General features: G+C 72.1%; 27 protein-coding genes and 4 tRNA genes. 10 read left to right on the forward strand and 21 right to left on the reverse strand.

Going from position 1 to position 24793, the window contains the following annotated elements:
- Positions 1-47 precede the first annotated feature (47 nt).
- The 12 genes from rplA to BJP25_RS24520 all read right to left on the reverse strand — a co-directional run bounded on the left by rplA (position 48) and on the right by BJP25_RS24520 (position 8843).
- Positions 48-767, reverse strand: coding sequence for a 50S ribosomal protein L1 (gene rplA, locus BJP25_RS24465; protein ID WP_075977333.1), 720 nt, complete (start codon positions 765-767; stop codon positions 48-50).
- A gap of 121 nt (positions 768-888) precedes the next feature.
- On the reverse strand, positions 889-1320 hold the full coding sequence (gene rplK / locus BJP25_RS24470) for a 50S ribosomal protein L11 (protein ID WP_075977334.1): 432 nt from the start codon (positions 1318-1320) through the stop codon (positions 889-891).
- Positions 1321-1436: 116 nt separating this feature from the next.
- Positions 1437-2369, reverse strand: a complete 933-nt coding sequence (gene nusG, locus BJP25_RS24475; RefSeq protein WP_143219279.1) for a transcription termination/antitermination protein NusG — start codon at positions 2367-2369, stop codon at positions 1437-1439.
- An 85-nt stretch (positions 2370-2454) separates the two neighbouring features.
- Positions 2455-2889, reverse strand: a complete 435-nt coding sequence (gene secE / locus BJP25_RS24480) for a preprotein translocase subunit SecE (protein WP_075977335.1) — start codon at positions 2887-2889, stop codon at positions 2455-2457.
- A gap of 70 nt (positions 2890-2959) precedes the next feature.
- Positions 2960-3032 (reverse strand) — tRNA-Trp (locus BJP25_RS24485).
- Between the two features lie 143 nt (positions 3033-3175).
- Positions 3176-4282 carry an aminotransferase-like domain-containing protein gene (locus tag BJP25_RS24490; protein ID WP_075977336.1) on the reverse strand — a complete coding sequence of 369 codons (1107 nt, stop codon included), beginning with the start codon at positions 4280-4282 and terminating at the stop codon, positions 3176-3178.
- Positions 4283-4413: 131 nt separating this feature from the next.
- Entirely contained in the window at positions 4414-4812 is a 399-nt protein-coding gene (locus BJP25_RS24495; RefSeq protein ID WP_075977337.1) for a MaoC/PaaZ C-terminal domain-containing protein, read from the reverse strand.
- Positions 4812-5264 carry a MaoC family dehydratase N-terminal domain-containing protein gene (locus BJP25_RS24500; RefSeq protein WP_075977338.1) on the reverse strand — a complete coding sequence of 151 codons (453 nt, stop codon included), beginning with the start codon at positions 5262-5264 and terminating at the stop codon, positions 4812-4814. Before BJP25_RS24500 ends, BJP25_RS24495 begins: the two co-directional genes overlap by 1 nt.
- A gap of 129 nt (positions 5265-5393) precedes the next feature.
- A complete protein-coding gene (gene rpmG, locus BJP25_RS24505; RefSeq protein WP_075977339.1) occupies positions 5394-5558 on the reverse strand; it encodes a 50S ribosomal protein L33 in 165 nt (54 codons plus the stop codon).
- A gap of 286 nt (positions 5559-5844) precedes the next feature.
- A tRNA-Met gene (locus BJP25_RS24510) sits at positions 5845-5917 on the reverse strand.
- A 77-nt stretch (positions 5918-5994) separates the two neighbouring features.
- Positions 5995-6067: transfer RNA gene (locus BJP25_RS24515), tRNA-Thr, on the reverse strand.
- Positions 6068-6152: 85 nt separating this feature from the next.
- Positions 6153-8843, reverse strand: coding sequence for a putative bifunctional diguanylate cyclase/phosphodiesterase (locus tag BJP25_RS24520; protein ID WP_084794451.1), 2691 nt, complete (start codon positions 8841-8843; stop codon positions 6153-6155).
- 305 nt (positions 8844-9148) lie between these two features.
- Between BJP25_RS24520 and BJP25_RS24525 the strand changes: the two genes are divergently transcribed.
- Positions 9149-10084 carry a GNAT family N-acetyltransferase gene (locus tag BJP25_RS24525; RefSeq protein WP_143219280.1) on the forward strand — a complete coding sequence of 312 codons (936 nt, stop codon included), beginning with the start codon at positions 9149-9151 and terminating at the stop codon, positions 10082-10084.
- A gap of 10 nt (positions 10085-10094) precedes the next feature.
- Here BJP25_RS24525 and BJP25_RS24530 read toward each other — a convergent pair whose 3' ends face one another.
- Positions 10095-11084 carry a DNA glycosylase AlkZ-like family protein gene (locus tag BJP25_RS24530; RefSeq protein WP_075977341.1) on the reverse strand — a complete coding sequence of 330 codons (990 nt, stop codon included), beginning with the start codon at positions 11082-11084 and terminating at the stop codon, positions 10095-10097.
- A 114-nt stretch (positions 11085-11198) separates the two neighbouring features.
- Between BJP25_RS24530 and BJP25_RS24535 the strand changes: the two genes are divergently transcribed.
- Together BJP25_RS24535 and BJP25_RS24540 are read left to right on the forward strand one after the other, a co-directional pair.
- Complete coding sequence (locus tag BJP25_RS24535; protein ID WP_075977342.1) at positions 11199-11708, forward strand: SigE family RNA polymerase sigma factor; 510 nt, start codon at positions 11199-11201, stop codon at positions 11706-11708.
- On the forward strand, positions 11705-12865 hold the full coding sequence (locus BJP25_RS24540) for a hypothetical protein (protein ID WP_075977343.1): 1161 nt from the start codon (positions 11705-11707) through the stop codon (positions 12863-12865). The genes BJP25_RS24535 and BJP25_RS24540 overlap by 4 nt, the downstream gene beginning before the upstream one ends.
- A 12-nt stretch (positions 12866-12877) precedes the next feature.
- Here the strand turns inward: BJP25_RS24540 and BJP25_RS24545 are convergent, their stop codons facing one another.
- Both BJP25_RS24545 and BJP25_RS24550 read right to left on the reverse strand, forming a co-directional pair.
- Positions 12878-13414: a hypothetical protein gene (locus BJP25_RS24545; protein WP_143219281.1), complete on the reverse strand. Its 537-nt coding sequence runs from the start codon at positions 13412-13414 to the stop codon at positions 12878-12880.
- A gap of 437 nt (positions 13415-13851) precedes the next feature.
- Positions 13852-13935, reverse strand: a tRNA-Tyr gene (locus tag BJP25_RS24550).
- A gap of 149 nt (positions 13936-14084) precedes the next feature.
- Here BJP25_RS24550 and BJP25_RS24555 point away from each other — a divergent pair.
- Positions 14085-14576, forward strand: a complete 492-nt coding sequence (locus BJP25_RS24555) for a YajQ family cyclic di-GMP-binding protein (protein WP_075977345.1) — start codon at positions 14085-14087, stop codon at positions 14574-14576.
- 28 nt (positions 14577-14604) lie between these two features.
- On the opposite strand, the gene BJP25_RS24560 is transcribed toward BJP25_RS24555, so the two are convergent.
- Positions 14605-15021 (reverse strand): site-specific integrase, encoded by a 417-nt coding sequence (locus BJP25_RS24560; RefSeq protein ID WP_233158236.1) that lies wholly within the window; start codon positions 15019-15021, stop codon positions 14605-14607.
- A gap of 150 nt (positions 15022-15171) precedes the next feature.
- Here BJP25_RS24560 and BJP25_RS24565 point away from each other — a divergent pair, with 150 nt between their 5' ends.
- Positions 15172-15624 (forward strand): UTRA domain-containing protein, encoded by a 453-nt coding sequence (locus tag BJP25_RS24565; protein WP_233158237.1) that lies wholly within the window; start codon positions 15172-15174, stop codon positions 15622-15624.
- A gap of 8 nt (positions 15625-15632) precedes the next feature.
- Positions 15633-16286, forward strand: a complete 654-nt coding sequence (locus BJP25_RS24570; protein ID WP_075977810.1) for a YdcF family protein — start codon at positions 15633-15635, stop codon at positions 16284-16286.
- A 511-nt stretch (positions 16287-16797) separates the two neighbouring features.
- Here the strand turns inward: BJP25_RS24570 and BJP25_RS33675 are convergent.
- A complete protein-coding gene (locus BJP25_RS33675) occupies positions 16798-17094 on the reverse strand; it encodes a hypothetical protein (RefSeq protein ID WP_143219282.1) in 297 nt (98 codons plus the stop codon).
- Between the two features lie 408 nt (positions 17095-17502).
- Between BJP25_RS33675 and rfbA the strand changes: the two genes are divergently transcribed.
- A complete protein-coding gene (rfbA, locus tag BJP25_RS24575) occupies positions 17503-18378 on the forward strand; it encodes a glucose-1-phosphate thymidylyltransferase RfbA (protein ID WP_075977346.1) in 876 nt (291 codons plus the stop codon).
- Between the two features lie 83 nt (positions 18379-18461).
- On the opposite strand, the gene htpX is transcribed toward rfbA, so the two are convergent.
- Both htpX and BJP25_RS24585 read right to left on the reverse strand, forming a co-directional pair.
- Positions 18462-19322, reverse strand: a complete 861-nt coding sequence (htpX, locus tag BJP25_RS24580; protein ID WP_075977347.1) for a zinc metalloprotease HtpX — start codon at positions 19320-19322, stop codon at positions 18462-18464.
- A 107-nt stretch (positions 19323-19429) separates the two neighbouring features.
- Positions 19430-20209, reverse strand: a complete 780-nt coding sequence (locus BJP25_RS24585) for a siderophore-interacting protein (RefSeq protein WP_158075712.1) — start codon at positions 20207-20209, stop codon at positions 19430-19432.
- A 97-nt stretch (positions 20210-20306) separates the two neighbouring features.
- On the opposite strand from BJP25_RS24585, the gene BJP25_RS24590 reads away from it, so the two are divergent.
- Entirely contained in the window at positions 20307-21689 is a 1383-nt protein-coding gene (locus BJP25_RS24590) for an amidase (RefSeq protein ID WP_075977349.1), read from the forward strand.
- Entirely contained in the window at positions 21682-22227 is a 546-nt protein-coding gene (locus tag BJP25_RS24595; RefSeq protein ID WP_075977350.1) for a TetR/AcrR family transcriptional regulator, read from the forward strand. Before BJP25_RS24590 ends, BJP25_RS24595 begins: the two co-directional genes overlap by 8 nt.
- Here BJP25_RS24595 and BJP25_RS34335 read toward each other — a convergent pair.
- Positions 22208-22351 carry a hypothetical protein gene (locus tag BJP25_RS34335; protein WP_158075713.1) on the reverse strand — a complete coding sequence of 48 codons (144 nt, stop codon included), beginning with the start codon at positions 22349-22351 and terminating at the stop codon, positions 22208-22210. The two genes, BJP25_RS24595 and BJP25_RS34335, sit on opposite strands and share 20 nt — an antisense overlap.
- Positions 22352-22926: 575 nt before the next feature.
- On the opposite strand from BJP25_RS34335, the gene BJP25_RS24600 reads away from it, so the two are divergent.
- Positions 22927-23760 (forward strand): PIN domain-containing protein, encoded by an 834-nt coding sequence (locus BJP25_RS24600; RefSeq protein WP_084794457.1) that lies wholly within the window; start codon positions 22927-22929, stop codon positions 23758-23760.
- A gap of 105 nt (positions 23761-23865) precedes the next feature.
- Here the strand turns inward: BJP25_RS24600 and ddaH are convergent, their stop codons facing one another.
- Positions 23866-24756 (reverse strand): dimethylargininase, encoded by an 891-nt coding sequence (ddaH, locus tag BJP25_RS24605; RefSeq protein WP_075977352.1) that lies wholly within the window; start codon positions 24754-24756, stop codon positions 23866-23868.
- Between the last annotated feature and the right edge of the window lie 37 nt (positions 24757-24793).

Consider the following 24793-nt stretch of genomic DNA (forward strand, 5'->3'; position numbering starts at 1 on the left):
CCCGGTGTGGGGGGCCGCCCGTTCGGCGTGGTGCGGGGTCGGGTCCGTCAGACCGCGGCCTCGTCCTCCAGCAGGTTGCGGGTGCGCGCCGGGTCGACCGGGATGCCCGGGCCCATGGTGGTGGAGAAGGTGATCTTCTTCAGGAACCGGCCCTTGGCCGCGGACGGCTTGGCCCGCAGGACCTCGTCCAGCGCCGCGGCGTAGTTCTCGACCAGCTTCTCCTTGTCGAAGGAGACCTTGCCGATCACCAGGTGCAGGTTGGCCTGCTTGTCCACCCGGAAGTTGATCTTACCGCCCTTGATGTCCGCGACGGCCTTGGTGACGTCCGGGGTCACGGTGCCGGTCTTGGGGTTGGGCATCAGGCCGCGCGGGCCGAGGATGCGGGCGATGCGGCCCACCTTGGCCATCTGGTCCGGGGTGGCGATCGCGGCGTCGAAGTCGAGCCAGCCGCCCTGGATGCGCTCGATCAGCTCCTCCGAGCCCACCGCGTCGGCACCGGCGGCCTCGGCCTCGGCGGCCTTGTCGCCGGTGGCGAAGACGATGACGCGGGCGGTCTTGCCGGTGCCGTGCGGCAGGTTGACGGTGCCGCGGACCATCTGGTCGGCCTTGCGGGGGTCCACGCCGAGCCGGATGGCGACCTCGACGGTCGCGTCCAGCTTGACCTTGGAGGTCTCCTTGGCGAGGGTGGCCGCCTCGAGCGGGCTGTAGAGCCGCTCGCGGTCGACCAGCTCCGCCGCCTGACGGTACGCCTTGCTGCGCTTTGCCATTGCTGTTCCTCTGCAGAAGTCCTGGAGTGCGGTCCCGGTCAGGAAGCCCGGTCCCGCCGATCAGTCGTGGTAGGGGCCAGCGCCTGGCCCTCCCACGCGTGCTGAGCTGGGGCGGGGGCCCCTACTCGACGGTGATGCCCATCGAGCGGGCGGTGCCCGCGATGATCTTGGCGGCCTGGTCGATGTCGACCGCGTTGAGGTCGGTCTTCTTGGTCTCGGCGATCTCGCGCACCTGGTCCCAGGTCACCTTGGCGACCTTGGTCTTGTGCGGCTCGGCCGAGCCCTTCTCCACCCCGGCGGCCTTGAGCAGCAGCTTGGCCGCGGGCGGGGTCTTGAGCTTGAAGTCGAACGAGCGGTCCTCGTAGACCGAGATCTCGACCGGCACCACGGAGCCGCGCTGGGACTCGGTGGCGGCGTTGTAGGCCTTGCAGAACTCCATGATGTTCACGCCGTGCTGGCCCAGCGCGGGGCCGACCGGCGGGGCGGGGTTGGCCAACCCCGCCTTGATCTGCAGCTTGATGATCGCTGCGAGCTTCTTCTTCTTGGGGGGCATCTCGATTCCTGTTCCTGTGCTGGGTGACCGGCGGACCGGCCACGGTCACCCGGCCGCGGCGAATGGCTGCGCCGCGGTCGGCCGCCCGGGGACCCGCGCACGGCGCGGGCGCCCGGTCAGATCTTGGAGACCTGGGTGAAGGAGAGCTCGACCGGGGTCTCCCGGCCGAAGATCGACACCAGGACCTTCAGCTTCTGCTGGTCGGCGTTGACCTCGCTGATCGTGGCGGGCAGCGTGGCGAACGGGCCGTCCATGACGGTGACCGACTCGCCCACCTCGAAGTCCACCTCGACGGTCGGGCGCACCGCGGTGGCGGTGCCGCCGCCCGCCTTGGCCGCGGCGGGCTTGGCCTCCTCCACCTGCGGGAGCAGGAACTTCAGCACGTCGTCGATGGTCAGCGGGGACGGCTTGTTCGTCGCGCCGACGAAGCCGGTGACGCCGGGGGTGTTGCGGACCGCGGACCAGGAGGCGTCCGTCAGGTCCATCCGGACCAGGATGTAGCCGGGCAGCACCTTGCGCTGCACCTGCTTGCGCTGGCCGTTCTTGATCTCGGTGACCTCTTCGGTCGGCACCTCGACCTGGAAGATGTAGTCCTCCTGGTCGAGGGTCTGGATGCGGGTCTCGAGGTTGGTCTTGACCTTGTTCTCGTACCCGGCGTAGGAGTGCACGACGTACCAGTCGCCGGGGGCGCTGCGCAGCGCGTCGCGCATCTCGGCCACCGGGTCGGCGGGCGGGGCGTCGATCGGCGCCTCGTCGGCGTCGGCCGCCGCACCCTCAGCGTCGTCAGCGTCAGCGCTCTCGGCGGTGTCGACGTCGTCGCTCTCGGCGGTGTCGGTGTCGGAGTCCTCGGTGTCCGCCGGGTCCTCGTCGTCGGAGCCCTCGGCGGCGGAGTCGGCGTCGTCGGACTCGGGGGCCCCGGCGTCCACGGCCGCGCCTGCGGTGTCGTCGGTGTCGACGTCGGCGGTGGCCTCGTCGGACTCCGCGAGCAGGTCGTCGTCGGTGCGGGGGGACAGCTCGCCTGGGTCAGCGGCGCCGTTCTCGGCGGTCACGGTTGGTCTCGCTTCCTTTCCTTGCATCACGTCCCCAGGCCGGGCCCCGGGCGCGCCGCGGGCGGCGCGGTGCCTTGAGGCCGCCTCAGGCGAACAGCCAGAAGACGCCCTTGCCGAGGAGCAGGTCGAGGCCGGAGACCAGCGCGACCATGAACGCGACGAACACCAGCACCACCAGGGTGTAGGTGGCCATCTGCTTGCGCGTGGGCCAGATGACCTTGCGCAGCTCGGCGACGACCTCGCGCAGGTACCGCGCGATGCGGGCGAAGAAGCCGACCTTCTCGGCCTTGCGCTCGCGGTTCGGGGTCGGGCGCCCCTTCTTGTCGGCGGCGGGCTTGTCCGCACCGGCGCCAGCGGCGGTCTTGCCCGCGGGGCGGACCGCCTTGACCTTCTCGGTCTTGGGGTCGGCGTCCTTGCGCGCGGCGGGGCGGTTCGCGCCGCGGCGCTCGCGCCGGGCAGCGGCGGTGGACGGACGGGGGGCGGACTCCTGCCCCTCTTCCCGCTCCTGGTCCTCGGCCACGCCATCCTCCACTCGGTGTGTGTGTTCGTCGGGGCCGGCTGAACACCTCAGCCGGCCCCGACGTCCAACGCAGGGGCGACAGGAATCGAACCTGCAACCTGCGGTTTTGGAGACCGCTGCTCTGCCAATTGAGCTACGCCCCTCCGCGGCCCGGGGGCCGCGCCTGACCAACCCAGCTTAGCCTGCTCGCGCGGGCCAGTGGGCGCCAGGTGGTTCCGAGTACGGGAGCATACGGCACCCGGGGGCGGGCCCCGCAACCGAGGCCCACCCCACCGGGTGCCGGGGGTCAGCCCGCGGCCACGCCCAGCGACTTGAGCGCGTCCGCGAGGCGGCTCACGCCCTCCTCGATCTGGTCGTCGCGCACGCCGGAGTAGGCCATGCGCAGCGACGAGCGCCCGCCCTCCAGCAGGAAGTCGGTGCCCTTGACGAAGGTGACCCCGCGCTCCTCGGCGGCGGTGAGCAGCTGCGCCACGTCGACGCCCTCGGGCAGCTCCACCCACATGAAGTAGCCGCCCTCGGGAGCGGTGAACTTCGCCTCGGGCAGGTGCTTCTCCAGCGCGGAGCACAGCGTGGCCACCCGCTCGGCCAGCGCGGCGTTCACCTTGGCCACCGACCGGTCCAGGCCGCCGCTCGCGGCGAACTGGTAGATCACGGCCTGGGCGAACATGTTCGGCGAGATGTAGGTGTTGGTCGCCCGCACCCGCACCTTCGCGATCAGGTCCGCCGGGCCGACGAGGTAGCCGATGCGCACCCCGGGGGCGACGGTCTTGGAGAACGAGCTGGCGTAGACCACGCGGCCCTTGCCCCCGTCGAGCTCCAGCATCGTCGGCAGCGGCTCACCGGCGAAGCGGATCGAGACGTACGGGTCGTCCTCGAAGATGATGAAGTCGTGCTGCTCGGCCAGCTCCAGCAGCCGCTGCCGCTTGGCCAGGCTCAGCGTGTAGCCCGCCGGGTTCTGGAAGTTCGGGATGACGTGGGCGAACGTCGGGCGCAGACCGCCGTCGAGGGCCGCGGCCAGCTCGTCGACGTCGATGCCGTCGGTGGCCAGCGACACCGGGGTCACCACGGCGCCGCGCTCGCGCAGCCCGAGCAGGGTCCGGTCGTAGGTGGGGCGCTCGACGACCACCGGCTCGCCGCTGACGACCAGCTGGTCGAACAGGAAGGCGTCGGCCTGCATGGAGCCGTTGGTGACCAGCACCTGCTCCTCGGCCACGCCGTGCCGGTCGGCGAGGAGCTTGCGCAGCTTGGGGTAGCCGATCGCGGTGCCGTACCCGAGCGCGCCGCCCGGGTCCTCGGTCAGCGCGGCGTCGGTGGCCGCCTTGAGGCCCTCGACGTCGATGATGTCGAGGGAGGGGGCGCCGCGGGCGAAGGAGATGAGGTCGGAAGCCGTCACGCCCGGGAATCTAGTCCTGGGGCGCGGCGCGGCGACAAGTGGGTTTCACTACCCGATCGCGTTGCGGTTTGGCCAGGCCCGCGCGACAAATGTTGCGAGATCTCACCTCGGCGCCGGAGCAATTGCGGCGGTCAGGGCCGCACGACCGCCACGGCCTTGCCCAGCACGGTGCGCCCGCCCGCCTTGGCCGTGATGGTCACGGTGAGGTCGCCGCCCTCGGCGACGTCGGTGACCTTCGCGGTCAGCTCCACGAGCGCGCCCTTGTCGTCGTCGGGCACCACCACGGGCCGGGTGAACCGGGCCGAGTAGGACACCAGGGTCCCGAGCCGGGCCTGGGTGACCACGCGCCCGGCCACGGCCATCGTCAGCATCCCGTGCGCGATGACGTCGGGGAGCCCGACCTCGGTGGCGAAGCGCTGGTTCCAGTGGATCGGGTTGAAGTCCAGCGACGCGCCCGCGTACCGGACCAGGTCGGAGCGGGTGAGCCAGACCTCCAGCGGCGCCAGCTCGTCGCCCTTGGCCGGTGCCATCACGCCACCCCCGCGTCGCGCACGACCAGCTGGGCCCGGGTGGTCACCCGGGGCTCGCCCGCCTCGGTGGTGATCTCCGCGCGCAGGGTGATGAAGTCGTTGCCCGCCCGGTGCATGATCGACTCGACCGCCGGGGTGCAGACCAGCCGGTCGCCCGCGACCACCGGCGCGTGGTAGGTGAAGGACTGGTCGCCGTGCACCATCCGGTCGTAGTCCAGCCCCAGCTGCGGGTCGCCGACGATCTCGTTGATCGCGGCGAGGTTGAGGATGGTGGTGAAGGTCGGCGGGGCCACCACGTCGGGGTACCCGGCGGCGCGGGCCGCGGCGGGGTCGCGGTGCAGCGGGTCGTCGGCGCCGACGGCGTCGGCGAACTCCCTGATCTTCTCCCGGCCCACCTCGTACACCGGGCCCGGCGGGTAGGTGCGCCCCGCGAACGACTGGTCAAGTGCCACCCCGGCACCTTACCGACCCCCGCGCGCCGCCCCCCGCCCCCCGCACGGCCCCCGGGAATGACGAAAGCCGCCCCACCTCGCGGTGGGACGGCTCCGGTCGACGCCGCCCGGTTCAGGCAGCCGCTGGGGTCAGCGGGTCTCCTTGTGGAGCTGGTGGGTGCCGCAGTTCGGGCAGAACTTCTTCAGCTCCACGCGGTCCGGGTCGTTGCGCCGGTTCTTCTTGGTGATGTAGTTGCGGTGCTTGCAGCTCTCGCACGCGAGCGTGATCTTCGGCCGCACGTCAGTAGAAGCCACAGCAATGCCTTTCGTAACCGATGACCGACCCTGGGGCCGGTTCCCGGCAGCACCCCCCGGGCGGGGATCGAATCGACGCGGGCCGAGTGTAACTCCCGGTCAGCCGAACCCGACCACCAGGACAACCCACCACTCCCGGGCGGCATTCCCCGGTCGGCCGCACCCGGCCACCCGAAGTCGTCCACCCACCCGCTCCCCCGAGTCGGGGGTCCGGGGGTCGCCCCCCGGGTCAAAAGCGAGGTGGCCCAGGCCAGCGCGGTCCGCTGGCAGGGGTCACCCATCCACGTAGCGACGGCCGGACTCGAACCGGCGACACAACGATTATGAGCCGTTTGCTCTACCGACTGAGCTACGCCGCTGTGCAGTGACCATGGTACATGGTAGAAGCCGCGACTACACCGCACTATTCCCGGTGTGACCGCGGCTTCACCCTGCGAGCCCCTTTACGGAATCGAACCGTAGACCTTCTCCTTACCATGGAGACGCTCTGCCGACTGAGCTAAAGGGGCAGGTCTTGCTCGCGCCGCCCGGTTTCCCTGGCGACGTGGAGAACCATACACGGCCCCCCGGCGGGCTCAAAACCGGGGGGTCACTTCAGGAGAGCAGGGTCAGCACCGTCTCGTCCCGCAGGCCCCTGGCCTGCGTCGTCCTGGCCTGCAACCAGGCCTCCAGCCTGCTCTCCGACAGCGGCCGGGAGATCAGGTAGCCCTGGGCGACGTCGCAGCCCATCGACGCCAGCTGGTCGCGGGCGGCGTCGTCCTCGACGCCCTCGGCCACCACGGTCAGCCCGAGCGAGTGGCCCAGCTCGACGATGGAGCGCACCACGGCCAGGTCGCCCAGGTCGGTGCCCATGCCGAGCACGAAGCTCTTGTCGATCTTCACCTCGTCCACCGGCAGCTGGCGCAGGTAGGCCAGCGAGGAGTAGCCGGTGCCGAAGTCGTCGACGGCCAGGGTGACCCCGAGGGTGTGCAGGCGGCGCAGCACCGGCAGCGCGCGCTGCGGGTCGGCCATCACCCCGGACTCGGTCAGCTCCAGGGTCAGCAGCTCCGGCGGGACGTCGTGGCGGGCCAGGGCCTCGGCCACGCGGTCGGGGAAGTGCGGGTCGTCGAGGCTGCGCACGGACAGGTTCACCGCGGCGGCGATGCGCAGGCCGCGGTCGAGCCACTTGCGCACCCGGATCAGCGACTGGTCCATGACGAAGCCGGTGAGCGCGTCCACCAGGCCCGCGGCCTCCACGGCGGGGACGAACTCGTCCGGGTCGAGGCGGCCGAACTCCGGGTGCCGCCAGCGCACCAGCGCCTCCACGCCGATCACCTGCCGCGACGGCAGCGCCACCTTCGGCTGGTAGTGCACCTTGACCTGGCCGGACTCCAGCGCGTGCCGGAACTGGGTGACCAGCTGGAAGCGGCGCAGGAAGACCTGGCCCATGGTGGGCAGGTAGGCGCGCACGGTGTCGCCGCCGGAGCGGGCCGCGCGCAGCGCCACGTCCGCGCGCTGGAGCAGCGCGTCGACGTCGAGTTCGAGGGAGTCCTCCTCGGCGTCGGCGGTGCGCGGGGTGCAGTAGCCGACGACGGCGGCGGCCTCGACGGTGAGCCGGTCCACCGGGTAGGGCGCGGCCAGCCCGGCGCGCAGCAGCTCGGCGACCTCGTGCGCCTGCTCGGGGGTGGTGTCGAGCAGCAGCACCGCGAACTGCCCGCCCTCCAGCCTGGCCAGCGCCACGTCCGGGCCGAGCGCGTCGCGCAGCCGCCTGCCCGCGGCGACGACCATCCGGTCGCTCCAGGCGTAGCCGAGGGCGTCGCTGACGGTGGAGAGCACGTCGAGGTCGACCCGCAGCACCACCGAGTCGGGGTGCTTGCGCAGCGGCTCGCCCGCCGCGCGGCGGAAGCCGGGCCGGTTGAGCAGGCCGGTGAGCGGGTCGTGGTAGGCGTCGTGGCGCAGGGTGGCCAGCAGCCTGCGGTTGTCCATGGCGGTCGCCAGGTGGCTGGCCATGGTGCCGATCAGCCGGGTGTCGGCCTGGCCGAAGCCGCGCCAGCGGGAGAGCTTGTCGTGCGCCTCGACCACGCCGAGCAGGTGGCTGGCGCTGCGCAGCGGCACCACCAGCGCCTCGTCGGCGCCGCGGCGCAGCAGCGCGTGGCGCACCTCGGGGACCGCGTCGCCGCGGCGGAAGTGGCGCACGTGCGAGCCGGGCAGCCGCAGCAGGGCGTCGGCGCGCGGGCCGGAGGCCTGCGCGGCGTGCACCTCGGCGGGCAGGTCGGAGCCGGAGACGACGGTGTGCAGCGGCAGCTGCGGGTCGAAGCGCAGCCGCAGCACCACCCTGGCCGCGCCGAGCTGCTCCTTGATCCGCTCGGCGATGGCCTGCCACTCGTCGATCTCGGTGGCGCCCGCGACCTCGTGCGGGTCGGCCAGGCCGAGCGAGGGGCGGGCGGCGGCCTGGTGGCCGGAGCGGGCGACGATGAGGCTGACCTCGGACAGCGCCTCCAGGTCGCGCTGCTCGCGCAGCAGCCCGGAGTAGGCGATGTAGAGCGCGGCCAGCCCGCCCAGGGCCAGCACCAGCAGCGGCCACCCGGCCTCGGCGTGCGCGACGACCTGGTAGCCGACGACGCCGACGGAGGCGTTGACCAGGCCCAGCACCAGGGTGCGCAGCATGAGCCGGACAGCGGCGCCCAGCCGCATCCGGCGGCCGAGCACGCGCACGCACACCAGGGCGAGCAGGGTGGAGGTCAGCGGGGCTGCCAGGGCGCCTGCGAGCGCGCCCGCCCACGCGGGCCCGCTGCCCGCCATCGCCCGGTCGACCAGCCCGCAGACGGCGAACGCCGCGGTGATCTCGAAGACCATGGCGCCCGCGTTGTAGAGGATGCGGTCGTTGACCCTGCGCACCAGCAGGGTGCCCACGCCCGCGACCAGGTGGGCGGCGAGCACCACCTCGAACGGGGCGACGAACAGCCCTATCACCAGCGGTATCTCGGAGAAGGAGATCGTCCAGGAGACCCCGCCGCGCACGTCGACGTTGATCGCCAGCTGCTCGGCGACGAGGAAGCCGAGGGCGAGCACGAGCCCGATCCACACCAGCCGCACCCCGCCCGCGGGCGGTTCCCAGGCCGAGACCAGGCCGGCGCCGACGAGCGAGGAGACGAGCACGAGGACGGAGAAGACGAGGAAGCGGTGGTCGGGGGGCGCGTCGGCGGCGGCCCACCCCTGGCCCTCGTCGGTGGTGCGGGGGTAGTCGGGATCGGCGCCCGCCACCACCGGCGCACCGGTGTCGGCCGCGCCACGGTGGTCCGGCATGCAACCTCCTCGGACGGCCGGTGGGTGGCCCTGCTGGCCTCCCCCGCGCATGGCAGGTCCCCCGACGGCCCGCTGACTGTACCCCGATCAGGCGAAGCAAGCACGTGTGCTAGTCACTGGTGGAGACCACTTCCCCGCCGCGCGGGGACCGCCCTGCGCCGGTCGTGGCTCGTCATCGCACGTCCGGTGCCCCGGCTCCCCGATCAGTGAGCGACGGTCATCACTGCGGACGGCGACCGCGGCGCGCGCGGAATCACCCCGTCGGTCCAACCCCGCTCCCCCGCGGCGGCACGGTCCGGGTGCGCTTGGATGCCCCCGTGGACCTCGACGCCGCCCTGGCCACCGCCGACGAGCACGCCGCCCGCCTCGCGGACCTCGACCCCCTGCTCCCCCCGCCCGCGCCGCTGGACCCCGCGGCGGGCGAGCTGCTCCAGTGCCCCGGTGGCGTGGGGGTCGCGGGCTTCGTCGAGTCCCCCGTGGGCACCGCGGCCCGCACGTGGGACGCCGCCCGCAGGCACACCCTCACCGTGCGCCTCGCGGGCGAAGACCCGGCGGGGTCCCTCGGCGCGCTGCTCGACCAGTGGCTGCCCCTCGTGCGGTCGCGCGCCGCCCGGGGCGACCTCGACGCGGCGGCCGTGGTGGAGGTCCCCAGCCGGGACACGCGGCCGGTGCTCGCCCTGGTGCACCGCGGGTTCACGCCCGTGAGCGCGGTGGCCGTCCGCACCCCGCACCGCCCCGGCCCGGCGGGGTCGTCGGAGGTGACCATCCGGCAGGCCACCCCCGACGACCTCGACCGGTTGGTGGCGCTGAACCTGGAGGTCGTCGACTACGACGCGCCGTTCGGGAAGGTGACGCCCCGGGACGACACCGCCGAAGCCCTCCGCAACCAGCTCACCTACCTGCTGTCGGAGGCGGACCCGGCGGTCTGGGTGGCGGAGCGGGACGGGGTCGCCCTGGGCCACGTCCACCTGCAACTGCCCCCGCTCTCGGCGTGGGCGGCCCGCTTCACGTCGCTGCCGAACGTCGCCTACCTGGCCAGCCTCGGCGTCACCGCGGCCTGCCGCGGCGGTGGGATCGGCAACGCGCTGGCCCGCTTCGCCCACGACGTCCTCGACGCGTCGGGCCTGCCCGCGACGCTGCTGCACCACGCGCTGCCCAACCCGCGCTCGACGCCGTTCTGGTACTCCCACGGCTACCGCCCGCTCTGGACGACGTGGGTCCGCCGCCCGGCGCACCCGTGACGCCCGCGGCTCAGGCCCGTTCCCGCAGCACCATCTCCACGCCCAGGAACCGCCCGAGGTCAGCGACCTCGGCCCGCAGCAACGCCCCCACCCCGCGGGGCAGGATCGCGAACGGCGCCACCTCCACCACGCCGCCCTCGGTGCCCCAGGTGCCCACGACCCCGCCGTCGACCAGCACCACCGGCAGGGTGACGCCGCCGTCGACCACCCGCCCGTCGAACGCCGCGGGCACGATCCCCACCCGCGACCGGTAGCCCACCAGGAACGCGTCGGCGTTGCCGAGCAACCGGACCGTGCGCGGCGGTTCGGCAGGCGCGGCGGGCGGGAAGCGCCCGGACACCGCCGCCTTCGCCTTGCCGGTGGGCAACCCGGACCAGGCGGCGAAGTCCTCCCAGCCCGCGGGCCCGTAGCCGTCCAGGTAGCGGCCCGCCAACCGGTCGAGCAGCACGGCCTCGTCCTCGGCGCACCCCTGCCCGCGGGCGAAGGCGGGTTCGCCGTCGCGGTCAGCGACCCGCACCAGCTCGCCGGTCATCGCCGCGTGCACGACGAGCTGGGCGAAGGCCCGGCTGTCGTCGACGGCCATGCCGGAGGCGGCCAGGTCGGACAGCAGCTCCGCGCGCGTGCGCGGCCCGGCGCCGACGGACTCGGCCAGCACCTTCACCCCGTGCGCCACGCGGCTGTCGTCGAGCCCCAGCGCGCGCCGCCGGTCGCGCAGCTCGGCGGAGGCGCGCGGGCCCAGCAGTGCGGTCAACCAGGCGGCGTCCTCGGCGGCGACCACGTGCAGCGCCCCGCGCATCGCCCAGGTGCGCACGAGCGCGCCGGAGGTGAGCGCGTCGTCGACGTCGGAGAGCACCAGGCCCGCGGTGCGGGCGCGCACGGCCAGCGCGGCGGCGAACACGTCGCGCGCGGGCTGGCCGACCACCCGGCGGACGGCGGCCACCGGGTCGCCGCCCCGGGGCCCGGCCAGGCCCTGCGCGACCGTGCGGGCTACGACGTCCACGGGCGTGCTCCAGTGCTCATGGGGCGCACGGTAGCGCGGTCGGCAGAATCTCCCGGGAGCGCGGCAACCTTCCGGGTGACCCGGTGCTCTAGGCAGTGATCGGGAGGTGACGGCGTGCCGGGTGAGGACCCGAGCTTCGACGCGTTCGTGCGGGAGCGCTACGGGGCTCTGCTCCGGTACGCCGTCATGCTCACCGGTCGCCGCCCCGACGCCGAGGAGGTCGTGCAGGAGGCGCTGCTGCGCTGCCTGGCCCGCTGGCGGCGGGTGCCCGCGGCCAACCAGGTCGCCTACGCCCGCAAGGCGGTGTACCACGAGTTCCTGCGCACGGTGCGGCGCAAGCCGCCGGTGCCGCTGGAGGACCACGTCGACCGGCTCGACGTCGCCGACTTCTCCGGCGCCGTCGAGGACCGCCAGCACGTGCTGCTGGTGCTGGGGCAGCTGCCCGCCCGGCAGCGCGCCGCCGTGGTGTGCCGGGTGGTGCTGGACATGACCGAGGCGCAGGCCGCCCAGGAGCTCGGCTGCTCGGTGGGCACGGTGAAGTCGTTGACCAGCCGGGGGTTGGCCAGGGTGAGACAGCTGTGGGGGGCCGACGAGCCCGCCTCGCCGGGAAGGAGGGGCACGTGATCGCCGAGGAGCGCGACGTGGTCGCCCGGCTCCGGCGCGAGCTCGACGCGGTCGAGGTGCGCGGGGGCCACGACGTCGAGGGGCTGCTGGGCGCCCTGCACCACCGCAGGCGGGTGCAGCGCAGGCGGCGCACCGCGGTCGCGGGGGCCGCGGCGGCGGTGGTGCTCGCGGTCGCCGCGGGCGGGGTCGTGTCCTGGCAGCGCGGGTCGGCCCCGGGCATCCCGGTGGCCGAGGCGGTGGCCGAGTGGTCGCCGCGCGGCCCGCTGGTCGCCGACGCCGGGCTGGTCGAGCGGGCCAGGGCGGTGTGGCCGCGCGGCGGCGCGCGCGTGCTCTACGCGGGCACCTCGCCCAACCGGGCGGCGTCGATGGTCGTGGTGGTGCTGGCCGCGGTGGACGAGCACGGCGACCCCCGGGTGGCCTTCGCCACCACGGCCGTCAGCGACGACGGCACCCCCGACCCGGGCCGGTTCGTGCTGCGCGCCACCGCCCCGGTCACCCGCGGCCAGCAGGCGGTGGGCTTCGTCTCGGCGGCCCCGCTGCCCGGCGACGACCCGATCGCCGGCGGCGGGTCGCTGGGCTTCGCGCTCTCGGCGCCCGGCGCCGAGGCGGTCACCCTGCGCACCTCCACCCTCGACGACCAGGTGCCCACCCCGTCGGTGGAGCCCGGGGTGACCTGGGCGCTGTTCCGGCCCGGGATCGGCGCGTGGAACGCGGTGGCGCTGGCGGGCCGGGCCGTGGTGCCGCTGGCCTCGGGCGCCGCCGACCCGGAGGTCACCGCGGTCACCCGGTCGGGGTCGGTGGCCGCGCTGCGGGTCAGCGGCGCCACCCCGGGCGACCTGATCTGCGACCAGGACGGCGTGCTGGGCCGGGTCGGCGCGGACGGGGTGGTCGACACCGACCTGGCCGCCGCCCTGGGCCCGGTGGCGACCGCGGTCGACGGCGTGCCCGGCAGGCTGGTGCGCGGGGACGGCGAGCTGCGGTTCGCCCCCACCACGGCGGACCTGCCCGCCCTCGGCAACCGGGTGCTGTACTCCCCGCCCGCGCACCCGTCGGTCCAGGTGACCGTCGGCCGCATCACCTCGGTGAACCCGTGGCGGGTGGAGCAGGCGGCGTCGCCGTCGACGGCCACCGCGGTGCTGCGGGTGGCCGTCGGCTGAGCGCCCGCCGCCTCAGATCGGGGAGGTCCACCCGTCGCCCCACACCCTGGCGGCGGTGTTCCACTCCTTGTAGATGCGGAAGTAGTGCTCGTGGCCGTTGGTCAGGCCCGTCCAGCAGTACCCGAAGTAGCCCCCGGTGAGCGCGTACCGCGCGGTGAGCCCCTTCTTCAGGTCCGTGCCGTAGGCGTCCCACATCTCCACCTTGACGACCTGGAAGAAGTACCCCGGGTCCGTGCTGCCCGCCCCCCGCAGGCTCACGCACGCCCGCCCGGCCACCGGCCAGAACGTGCGCGAGGTGAGGCTGCGGGTGAAGTCGTAGGAGAAGGTGAACGGCAGGTACGACGCCTGCACCCCCACCTGCCCCGACGGCCGGTCCTGCCCGGTGTCGGGCAGCAGGTCCAGCTTCACGGCCCCCTTCGGCGGCGCCCCCACCCGCGCCGCGTCCACCTCCCGCGCGGGCGCGGCCTGCGCCACCCCACCCGGCCCACCCAGCCCGCCGACGAGCACAACGGCCGCGAGAACCGCCCCTGCTCTGACATCCCACTTCACGCGAAAACCCCCCGCGTTCGACGACAACCCTGCGAAAACGACAACGCTGCGGAAACTACGACTACCACGCCGGTCAATCGACCCCCGCCCGGGTGATACCGCCTCGATTTCCCGCTCCCACCAGGCACTTTCGGCCGAACACCCACCCGCGCTACCACAGAGAGCGCAATCGACGGCGACCATTCGGCAGCAGTGAAGGGTGTCCGAACCGATATCTGTCGAATTTCTTTCCCCCGAAAAGCACACCACACCCCGCCACCCAGCCCCACACCCAGCGCGCACGCCCCGATGGCCCTGTCGGCACCGGCGCCGCGGACCGGTCCGGAACACCCCTCGGAAAGGTGTCGCCGTCCACTTCGGAGCGGTCCGCGCAGGGGAATCCCGAATACCCCGAGAATCCAACGAGGCCCGGTTCTCGTGATGAGAACCGGGCCTCGTGGTGGCGGGTAGAGGATTCGAACCTCTGTAGCTTTCGCGACGGATTTACAGTCCGCTCCCATTGGCCGCTCGGGCAACCCGCCGGGGTCCACCTCGTGGACGTCGGAGACCTTACCGGACGCGCCGCGGGGGGTGCTGCGGGGGTCCCCGGCGCGGGGGCGGGGTCGCGGGGGCGGGCGGCGGTAGCATCGGCGCGATCCCAGCGGCAGTGCGTAGCGGAGGTGCGTGTCACGTGGCAGACCCGTCGTTCGACGTGGTGAGCAAGGTCGACCGGCAAGAGGTGGACAACGCCCTGAACCAGACCGCCAAGGAGCTGTCGACCCGCTTCGACTTCCGCGGCACCGGCGCCGAGGTGAAGTGGACCGGTGAGGAGGCCATCGCCATCCAGGCCGAGACCGAGGAGCGCTGCGCGGCGGCGCTGGAGGTCTTCAAGGAGAAGCTGGTCAAGCGCAACATCTCGCAGAAGGCCTTCGACCACGGCGAACCCGCCCTCTCCGGCAAGGTCTACCGGCTCACCGGCACCCTCGTGCAGGGCATCTCCAGCGAGAAGGCCAAGGAGATCGCCAAGAAGGTCCGCGAGGAGGGCCCCAAGGGCGTCCAGGCCCAGATCCAGGGCGACCAGCTGCGCGTCTCGGGCAAGAAGAAGGACCACCTGCAGGAGGTCATCGCCCTGCTCAAGGCGGGCGACTTCGGCATCGCCCTCCAGTTCACGAACTACCGTTGATCCAACGCCGCTGACCTGGGGATATGCCTCACGCGGTGGTGCCGGGTACAACCCCGGTACACCCGAGTGAGGCATCCACCAGGCTGCGAGTCTGGTCAACGGCGTCCGGCCAGTACCCGACGTAGGTGTTGAGGGTGACCGTCGGCGTGGTGTGGCCCATCGCGAGCTGCACGGTCTTGACGTTGGCTCCGCCGAAGATCAGGACCGTGGCAAAGTAGTGGCGCAGGTCGCGAAGGCCGAACCCCTCGGGCAGGCCAGCGGCCTTGACCGCAGGACGCCAGATGTACGACCAGTCGGCCCGGTGGATCGGTCGGCCGTCCTCCCTGGTGAACACCAGCCGCGCGGCCCGGGAGACCGGGGTCCGGGGGTCGGTCTCGTCAGCGATCTCCGGCGACAGGGCCGGGAAGCGCCTCATAGGATCCCGCAGCGCGTCCGCGACGACCACGGGCAACTCGTTGGTCCGGGTGTGCTCAGCGAAGGGCACCGTGGGCCGGGCAAGGCCGCCCATGGAGCGCCTCGGAGTTGTTCGGTACGCCAAAGAGCAAGTGGAAGTTCGGCCTCGTGGCGTTCGCCGCCGACCGGGAGGCGTCGGGGCGTGACTGGAAGCCGGGCGACCAGACGAACGAGGTTCGCCGCGTCTCCGCTGACGCCGCCGAGGCTCGGGATCGAGGTCGGCGCCCCGGTGTGGGAGCGGGCGAGGCTGGTGAAGGACGCTGGAGTCCCCACACACACCCTCACGAGCTACTACCGGCCCGAGCACGTAGACGGCACGCCTCTCGTGGACCCGACACCCGGCCCCGCCACGCCGGGAGGTGGTTTCGCGGTGCTCACCCTCCGGGGTCTCGAACCTCACCACATGACCGAGACCGTGTTCGCCCGGATGCCGACCCCCGAGGAGTTGGAGATGCTCGAACTCCCCGCAGGCGAGCCCGTGATGATCCTGCACCGAACCACCTACACGCAGGCCAACGTGGCGATCGAGTACGCGACGGGCGTCCACTCCGCCAGCCGCTTTTCCTGGACCTACTCGTTCATCCTGCCGGACTAGCCGTGGCGATGATCCCGGAGGGCGACCGCGCGGCGGTGGAGGTCCTGTGGAACTACCACGACCTCGGGCACGTGTTGGAACCGACCGACGTCGGCATCGGGCTGGGCAGTCACGATCTTGGCGTGGCCACCTGCGCCGCCCAACTCTGGCACCAAGGCATGTTCCCGCGCATCCTGTTTACAGGCGCCAACGCCCCCACCACTGTGGACCGATTCCCCCGAGGCGAAGCCGTCCACTACCGCGAGCAGGCGCTGAGGTTGGGCGTACCTGGCAGCGTCATCCTTGTGGAGCCCAGGGCCACCAATACGGCCGAGAACATCACCTACGCGCGCGAGCTTCTGGCCAGTGAGAGCGTCCCCGTCCAGTCGGTCACATTGATCACGCGTCCCTATCAACAGCGCCGCGCCTATGCCACCTGCCGCAAACTCTGGCCCGAGGTCGAAGTCCTGTGCGCATCTCTGCCCCTCACGCTTGACGACTACGTCAACCAGATCGGCGACGCACAACGAATGATCAACATGCTCGTGGGCGACACCCAGCGCATCCGCATCTACGCCGAACAGGGCTACGCCATCCCACAGGACATCCTTCCCGCAGTCGAGGAAGCCTTCTCTCGACTGGTCGCGGCAGGCTTCACAACACGCCTGATCTCCCGCACATAGCCCCCACTGCTGCGCCGGAGCTTCTCGGTGAGCCGCACGAGCCTTCCATCACTCGGCGATGCGGTGAGGACTTTCTCTACTGGCTCAAGGCGGCCCGCCCTTCGGGCGGCCCGCTGGCACTCTGTGCTTTCCCCGGTCGGCTCAACCCCGCACGGGGCGTGCGGCCTTCGGCCGGTCCCCGCGCGGACGCCGACCGGCGAGGCGTGCCCAACGCGAGCCCCAGCCGTCCACCACGAGAACCACCCACGCGGCCACTGTGAGCCAAACGAGCGGGCCTACCGACAAAAGAAATGCCCTCGCCGGGCGGGCAGGCCAGCAGCGAGGCAGGCAGAGCGGTCGGGCTGCGGTCCGGAGGTGGCTGCCTGCCTCACCGCCGTCTATCCACGGGCTATCAGTCTGGCCACCAAGACGCAGAGCCCGGTCACTCGGCTGACGGACCCGCCAAGGGCTGCACTCTGGGGACCAGACTGATCGAATGCGCCCAGACGGCGGCGAGGAAGGAAGCCCCCTCCTAGTGAGGAGGAAGTTCCTGGTAGCCCGCTGCTCTCAAGATAGCGACTTGCGCCTCTGGATCGTTAATCACGCCGTCCAATCGGAAGTCGAGGTGCACCTGTCCGTTCAGCGGGTACATCACCTCTTCCACCCGCCGGGCACCCAGATTGGTCTTGCCATCCGCGCCTGGAAGAACTACAGCCTCCCCGACACGGGGTACGTGTGGGACATCTGCCTGCACCTGCTTGGTGAACCAACGGACCTCTCCGGACCTGCCGTCATCCAGGCGAATTCGGAGCACCATGTCAATCTTCACCCCGCAAGGATGCCACCAGTTGAGCTTCGTCACACCTGCGGGTAGAGAGGTGTGGTTCGCGCGTCGGTGGAGGCTGAAGGCGTTCCTCATGACGTTGGCAACTGTCAGGTTCGACATCTGGCCGGTACAAGTCCGGTACAGATCCAGCCTGATACCAGGCCTTACCAGCCATCACGCAACGGCACCAGTCCGCAGGTCAGACGGCTTCCGCTCGGGTTTTCCCAAGTCAGGCGCAGTTCACGAACTACCGCTGAGGTCTCGTGCGGCGTCCCGGTGCCGGGGGTGCCGGGGCGCGACCGGGGATCCACCCAGGCCCGAGCACGAGGGGGCGGGGGCTCCAGCGGGCCCCGGTAGCCTCGACGCGGGCAGGTGGTCGTGCCTGCCGGGACGAGACGACAGGGAGTCGTGATGAAGGGCATCGTGCTCGCGGGGGGCAGTGGCACGAGGCTGCACCCGATCACCCAGGCGGTGTCGAAGCAGCTGCTGCCGGTCTACGACAAGCCGATGGTCTACTACCCGATCTCGGTGCTGATGCTGGCGGGCATCCGCGACATCCTGATCATCAGCACGCCGACCGACCTGCCGATGTTCCAGCGGCTGCTGGGGGACGGGTCGCAGTTCGGGGTGAGCTTCAGCTACGCCGAGCAGGCCGAGCCCAACGGGCTGGCCGAGGCGTTCATCATCGGGGAGCCGTTCATCGGCTCCGACGACGTGGCGCTGGTGCTCGGGGACAACATCTTCTTCGGCACGGGCTTCTCCAAGCTCATGCGCGCCCACACCGAGCAGCTGGACGGGGCGGTCCTGTTCGGCTACCCGGTCAAGGACCCCGAGCGCTACGGCGTGGGTGAGGTCGGCCCGGACGGGATGCTGGTCTCCATCGAGGAGAAGCCCGCCGCGCCCAAGTCCAACCGGGCCATCACCGGCCTGTACTTCTACGACAACGACGTGGTCAAGATCGCCAAGGCGCTGGAGCCCTCGCCGCGCGGCGAGCTGGAGATCACCGACGTCAACCTGGAGTACCTGCGCCAGGGCCGGGCGCGCCTGCTCGACCTCGGCCGCGGCTTCGCCTGGCTGGACACCGGGACCCACGACTCGCTGCTGGAAGCGGGCCAGTTCGTCCAGACCCTTGAGCACCGCACCGGGGTGCGGGTCGCGTGCCTGGAGGAAGTCGCGCTGGAGCGCGGTTTCATCACCCCGGACCACGCCTACAAGCTGGGGGAGAAGCTGGCGAAGTCGGGCTACGGCCAGTACATCATGGCGCTGGCGAAGTCCGCCGGGGCCTGATCGCCGCACAGCGCGAGGACCCCCGCCCGGGCGCCGGGCGGGGGTCCTCCTCATTCCACAGGGGACTGTCCACGCGGGCCGGTTCACAGCTCCGGGAAGGACATCCGCTCCAGGCGCTCGATGCGGTCGGGGATCGGCGGGTGGGTGGAGAACGCCTTGGCCAGGCCGTCGCCGGGGCGGAACGGGTTGGCGATCATGAGGTGGGACTGGGCGACCAGGGCCGGTTCGGGGGCCAGCGGGGCGGCGCGGGTGCCCGCGTCGAGCTTGCGCAGGGCGTTGGCGAGGCCGAGGGGGTCGCCGGTGAGCCGGGCGGCGCTCTCGTCGGCCTGGTACTCGCGGCTGCGGCTGACGGCCAGCTGCACGAGGGTGGCGGCGACCGGGCCGAGGATGGCCACGAGCAGCAGCACCAGCGGGTTGTCGTCGTCATCGTCGCCGCCGAACAGGCCGGTGAACAGGGCGATGTTGGCCAGGGTGCTGACGATCCCGGCCAGCGCGCCCGCGACGCAGCTGATGAGGATGTCGCGGTTGTACACGTGCGACAGCTCGTGGGCCAGGACCCCGCGCAGCTCGCGCTCGTCCACCAGGTCGAGCAGGCCGGTGGTGCAGCACACGGCGGCGTTGCGCGGGTTGCGGCCGGTGGCGAAGGCGTTGGGGGCCTGGGTGGGGCTCAGGTACAGCCGCGGCATCGGCTGGCGGGCGGCGGTGGCCAGCTCGCGGACGATGCGGTAGAGCGCGGGCTGCTCGGCCTCGGACACCGGGCGGGCGCGCATCGCGCGCAGGGCCAGCTTGTCGGAGTTGAAGTAGGCGTAGGCGTTCACCGCGACGGCGACGCCGATGCCGATCAGCAGCGCCGTGCGGCCGAACAGCGAGGCGACACCGATGATGAGCGCGCCGAGCCCGCCCAGCAGGAGCGCCGTCTTGAGACCGTTGACGTGGCCGTGCACAGGGCGCTCCTCTCCGCTCCGGGACCCGGTGGGGGTTGTGAAGTCCTCGTTTCCCACCGCTGGGTCCAACGCGGGTTTAACCGGAGAAGTTCCAGCGGGTCCCTGAGTCAGTTGCCACTCTCGCCCCGGCGCCAGTACGTCGTGGGCCGCACCTGCTTGCGGGGGAACCCGCGCTCCTCCAGCAGGTGCGCGCGGACGGCGACCATCGCCGCGCGCTCGCCCGCCAGCCACACCTCGGGCGTGCCCTCGGGCAGCCGCGCCGCGCGGATGGCGTCCACCAGCACGGTGCTCTCCCCCGCGGGCGCGTCGCGGTGCAACCACGTGACCCCGGGGATGTCCTGCTCCTCCTCGGGACCCGCCACCTCGACGAACGCCAGCACCGGGGCGTCGACGGCGGCCATGATGTTCGCGATCGCGGGCAGCGCCGTCTCGTCGCCCGCGAGCAGGTACCAGTCGGCGGCCGGGTCGGGCTGGTAGACCGGGGACGGGCCGACGAAGATCACCTCGTCGCCCACCGCGACCCGCGACGCCCACGCCGAGGCCGGGCCCGCGTCGCCGTGCAGGACGAAGTCGAAGTCGACCTCGTTGGTGGCCGGGTCGTGCCTGCGGATGGTGTAGGTCCTGGTCAGCGGGCGCACCTGCGACCACATGCCGCGCGCGGACTCCAGCGTCAGCGGCTCCGGCAGCTCGGTGCCCTCGGGGTAGAAGTAGAGCATCACGTTCTGGTCGGTGCCCGCGCCCGCGAGGTCGGCCAGCGAGTCGTCGCGGACGGTGACCCTGGCCAGGTTCGGGGTCACCCGCTCGACGCGCACCACCGGGACGCGCCAGAGGCGGGTCTCCTGCCTGCGGGAGCGGCGGCGGGTCGGGCTCTGCGGGTTCGTGCTCACCCTGCTCATCCTCGCAGGGGCCGCGGCGGCCCCCGTTCGGCGGCACCGCGGGCGCCGGGACCGGCCTACTGTTCGTCCGAACGAACAGGAGGCTCCCATGGTGGTGGCACCCCCGGCGCGGTTCGCGGGCCTGGTGGCGACCGCGCAAGCGCTTGCCGACGGCGCGGTGACCTCGGTCGAGCTGGTCGACCGAGCGCTGGCCGAGGTCGAGGACACCCAGCCGACGCTCAACGCCTTCCGGGTGGTGCGCGCCGAGCGGGCCAGGGCGGAGGCCGCGGCGGCCGACGAGCGGCTGCGCGCGGGCGAGCGGGCGCCGCTGCTCGGGGTGCCGCTGGCGATCAAGGACGACGTCGACATCGAGGGCGCGCCCACGGCGTTCGGCTGCGCGGGCGAGTTCCCGGTGCGCACCGCCGACTGCGAGCTGGTGCGGCTGCTCAAGGCGGCCGGGGCGGTGATCGTCGGCAAGACCAACACCCCGGAGTTCGGGCAGTGGCCGATCACCGAGGGCACCGCGTTCGGCGTGACCCGCAACCCGTGGCGGCTCGACCACAGCCCCGGCGGCTCCTCGGGCGGGTCGGCGGCGGCGGTCGCGGCGGGGGTCGTGCCCGCGGCCGTGGGTTCCGACGGCGCCGGGTCGGTGCGCATCCCGGCGGCGTGGACGAACCTGGTGGGGGTCAAGCCCACCCGGGGCAGGCTCTCGCCGCTGCCGGAGGTGGAGCTGTTCCACGGCATCACCACCAGCGGGGTGCTGGCCAGGACCGTAGCCGACGCCGCGCTGCTGCTCGACGTCCTCGCCGACACCGGCACCCGCTTCCAGCGGGCCGCGGCCACCCCGCCGCGGCGGCTGCGGGTCGCGCTGTCGCTGCGGCCCGCGTTCACCGGGGTGCGGGTGCGGCTCGACCCGCAGGTGCGCGCGGCCGTGGTGCGGCTGGCCAGGGTGCTCACCGGGCTCGGGCACGAGGTGCTGGTGGCCGACCCCGCCTACGGGCTGATCGGGCTGAACTTCCTGCCGCGCTCGCTGGGCGGCCTGCACGACTGGCACGGGCGCGTCCCCGACCCGCTGCTGCTCGACCCGCGCACCCGGGACAACGGGCGCATGGGCGGGCTGCTGCGCGGGCGGGCGCTGGGCGCGGCGCGGGCCACCCTCGGGCTGTTCCAGCGCCGGGTCGGGCGGGTGTTCGAGCGGGCCGACGTCGTGCTCACGCCCACCACCGCCGAGCAGCCGCTGCCGGTGGGCGGCATCGACGGCCTCACCGGCTGGCAGACCGACCAGCGCATCATCAAGGCGTGCCCGTACGCGTGGCCGTGGAACGTGCTGGGCTGGCCGGGGGTCAACGTCCCGGCCGGGCTCACCGACGAGTTCCTGCCGGTGGGCGGGCAACTGCTCGGCCCGGCCGACAGCGAGGACATGCTGCTGTCGCTGGCCGCGGAGCTGGAGGGCGTCGAGCGCTGGCACGAGCGGACGCCGCCGCGTGCGTGAGCGCATCCTGCGCGCGGTGCTGCGGGTGCTCGGCGCGGTGGGGGTGGCGGGGCTGACCAACCGGCGCATCGCCGCCGAGGCGGGGGTGTCGCTGGGGTCGATCACCTACCACTTCGCCACGCAGACCGAGATGCTGCGCGCGGCCCTGCTGCTGTTCGTGCGCGAGGAGACCGCCCGGCTGGCGGAGTTCGCGCGGGAGCGGCCGGGGCCGGTGGGGGTGGCCGAGGCGGCGGCGCTGGTGGCCGAGGTGGTGGAGAGCACCACCTTCGGCCGCGAGGAGATCGCACCGCTGGAGCTGTACGTCCACGCCGGGCGCGACCCGCAGCTGCGACCGGCGGCCGAGGAGTGCTTCGCCGCCTACGACGCCTTCGCCGTCACCGTGCTGCGCGCGCTCGGCGTCCCCTCGCCCGAGCGGGTGGCGGGGGCGGTGGTGGCCCTGGTCGCGGGCACGCAGCTGCGCAGGCTCGCCACCGGCGGCGGCGGGGCCACCGGGCTGGCGGAGGCGGTCCAGCTGCTGGTCAGGCCGGGCGGCTGGTGAACACCGGCTGCGGCACGGCGGTGACCGCGCGGGTCACCTGCGGCGGCTCCTGGGCGTCCTTGTCGGGGGCGGCCTGGAACACGGGCAGCTGCGGGGTGGCGGGGCGCTGGCTGTTGTCGTCCAACGGGGTGGTCCTGTTCTGCGGGGGATGCGGTGTCACCGGCTAGATCGCCGGTGTCGATGCGGGTATTTCCCACTGCGACCCCAGCTGACACCGACAGCGCTGTGACGACCGCCACTGTGGCACGTTCGCACTGGTCAGGCTAGGTGCCTTTCGGGCTAATGGCCTCGTTGCGCATCGACTCCCAGGTCGACACCCACCACACCGACCGGGCTCAGGCAGCCCGGTCGCGCTCGGCGGCGAACGCCCGCTGAGCGGCGACCCCGACGACGCAACCATCGAGTTCTTCGAGCAAGGGGGTCACCAACCGCACGGCCGTCATCGTCCCCATCCTCGTCATCCACGGCGACACCGTCGTCCCCTTCGAGATCAGCGGCAAGCACACCGCCGAAACCCTCCGGGCGACCAGACCATGATCATCGAAGGCGGCCCCACGGGGTCAACGACTCCCACCCGAGGAGTCGAACGCCGCCCTGCTCAAGCTTCTCGCTGGCCAACGTGGGATTGGCAGGCACGAGGTGCACGGGCCAGGCGTCTGCGCCTCTCGTTTTGTCGGTGCCCGCAAGCATCATCAGGGCATGACTACGCGCCTTCGCGAGGGCAACACTGCCGCCTCCGCCGTTCAGGTGATCGCTGTACACCTGACGGGCTTGAAGAACGTCATCAACAGCGCTACAGGCGGTTCGGCATACGAGAACGCGATGATGGCTATAGATCTCTACATCAAATGGGCCGCAAATGCGGAGAGTGTATTCCGTCACATATTCGAGGATCACGAAATAGCGGATGGCCTATATTCAGAGAGATACTGGCGCTTGCAGGAGATGACCACTACTGCTCGCCTTCCATGGGTGATCCTGCTGTCGGAGATCGAGTTTCAGGAGAGGCGCTTGGCGGAGATAAGCACGGGTCTAGAGCTTCAAATACGCCTCGCAAACCAGCGCGGCGCCCCAATCTTCCTCGACACCAACTTCTTTCTTCACTTCAAACAGGTGCAAGACATAACCCCGGATCAGTGGCGTCAGATCACAACTTCAAAAGCAGCGGAATTTCGATTGATTGTTCACGCCCAAGTCGTCAGGGAGTTGGACACCAAGCAGCACGGCGCGCCGAAGTCGAAGGTGCCCGAACGAGCCAAGCGGACGGCTAAGTTCCTCGACAAGAAGCTGCCGGAGGCCATCAAGCCCGAGGGCGCCGAGGTGCGGGATGGCGTGCGCCTCTACATCCTCCTCGATGAATCAGACCACCAGCGGCAAGCGTCAGGAGACGTCGAAATCATAAACGGCATACTCCAGTACGCGCGAGCCACCGACACTGCGCCGGTGGTGGTCACCAATGACGTGATCATGCGAGCGGATTGCGCGGTGCGGGGTATCAGGGCGGTGATCCCGGCCGAAGAGTTCCGCGAGTGATCCACCCCAGGGGAAGATGAACAGGTCGCTGACGCTCCCAGCTAGCGCGGGCCTACCAGCGGATGGGCACTGGTCCACCGGTGCCCATCCGCCGCGTTCGGGGGGTCAGGCGCGGATCTCCAGGGTGCAGCACTTGGGGCCGCCGCCGGACTTGCGGAGTTCGGAGATGTCGACGGGGTGGACGGTGTAGCCGGACTCGGTGAGGCGGGCGCTGAGGTGGGTGGCTTCGCGGGGGACGACGACGTTGTGGCCGTCGGAGACCGCGTTGAGGCCGAGGCAGGCCGCGTCCTCGGGGGTGGCGAGGATGGCGTCCGGGTAGAGGGTGCGCAGGGCTTCGCGGGAGCCCGCGCTGAAGGCCTCGGGGTAGTAGGCGATGTGGGCGCGGTGGTCGGGGGTGGCCTCGGAGAGGACGACCAGGGCCGTGTCGAGGTGGTAGTAGGCGGGGTCGACCAGGGAGAGGGAGACGACGGGGACGCCGAGGACCTCCTGGGCTTCGGCGTGGGCGGCGGGGTCGGTGCGGAAGCCGGTGCCCGCGAGCAGCAGGTCGCCGGTCCAGGCGAAGTCGCCCTCGGCCTCGTTGACGCGGGTGGGCATGACCACGCGGGGGTGGCCGTTGGCCTGGAACCAGGTGCGGAAGTGGTCGGCCTCGGCGGCGCGCTGGGGGGCGCGGAAGCGGGCGCCGAGGACGCGGCCGCGCACGACGGTGCCGGAGTTGGCGGCGAAGACCATGTCCGGCAGGCCAGGGACCGGGGCGATGCGGGAGACCCGGTGGCCCAGGGCCTCGTAGACCTCCACCAGCGCGCGCCACTGGGCGAGGGCGAGGTCGGTGTCCAGCGGTGCCGACGGGTCCATCCAGGGGTTGATGGAGTACTCGACGGCGAAGTGGCGGGGTTCGCAGACCAGGTAGTGCCGGGTGGTGCGCCGCCGCTCCGGGGTGCTGACGGCCGCGCTGGGGACGGGGAGCACGAGGGTGGTGGTGCTCGTGGTGGCTGTCATGATTCGCAATGTAGGGGCCGACAACACGGGCAACAAT

Origin of the sequence: Actinokineospora bangkokensis (assembly GCF_001940455.1) — a bacterium.
Taxonomy (GTDB): domain Bacteria; phylum Actinomycetota; class Actinomycetes; order Mycobacteriales; family Pseudonocardiaceae; genus Actinokineospora; species Actinokineospora bangkokensis.

What these genes read in the sequence shown, in the direction of transcription:
- rplA (WP_075977333.1), bottom strand. Translation starts at nt 767, where the DNA reads ATGGCAAAGCGCAGCAAGGCGTACCGTCAGGCGGCGGAGCTGGTCGAC.
- rplK (WP_075977334.1), bottom strand. Translation starts at nt 1,320, where the DNA reads ATGCCCCCCAAGAAGAAGAAGCTCGCAGCGATCATCAAGCTGCAGATC.
- BJP25_RS24495 (WP_075977337.1), bottom strand. Translation starts at nt 4,812, where the DNA reads ATGGCACCGGCCAAGGGCGACGAGCTGGCGCCGCTGGAGGTCTGGCTC.
- BJP25_RS24520 (WP_084794451.1), bottom strand. Translation starts at nt 8,843, where the DNA reads ATGCCGGACCACCGTGGCGCGGCCGACACCGGTGCGCCGGTGGTGGCG.
- BJP25_RS24570 (WP_075977810.1), top strand. Translation starts at nt 15,633, where the DNA reads ATGATCCCGGAGGGCGACCGCGCGGCGGTGGAGGTCCTGTGGAACTAC.
- rfbA (WP_075977346.1), top strand. Translation starts at nt 17,503, where the DNA reads ATGAAGGGCATCGTGCTCGCGGGGGGCAGTGGCACGAGGCTGCACCCG.
- BJP25_RS24590 (WP_075977349.1), top strand. Translation starts at nt 20,307, where the DNA reads ATGGTGGTGGCACCCCCGGCGCGGTTCGCGGGCCTGGTGGCGACCGCG.
- BJP25_RS24600 (WP_084794457.1), top strand. Translation starts at nt 22,927, where the DNA reads ATGACTACGCGCCTTCGCGAGGGCAACACTGCCGCCTCCGCCGTTCAG.
- ddaH (WP_075977352.1), bottom strand. Translation starts at nt 24,756, where the DNA reads ATGACAGCCACCACGAGCACCACCACCCTCGTGCTCCCCGTCCCCAGC.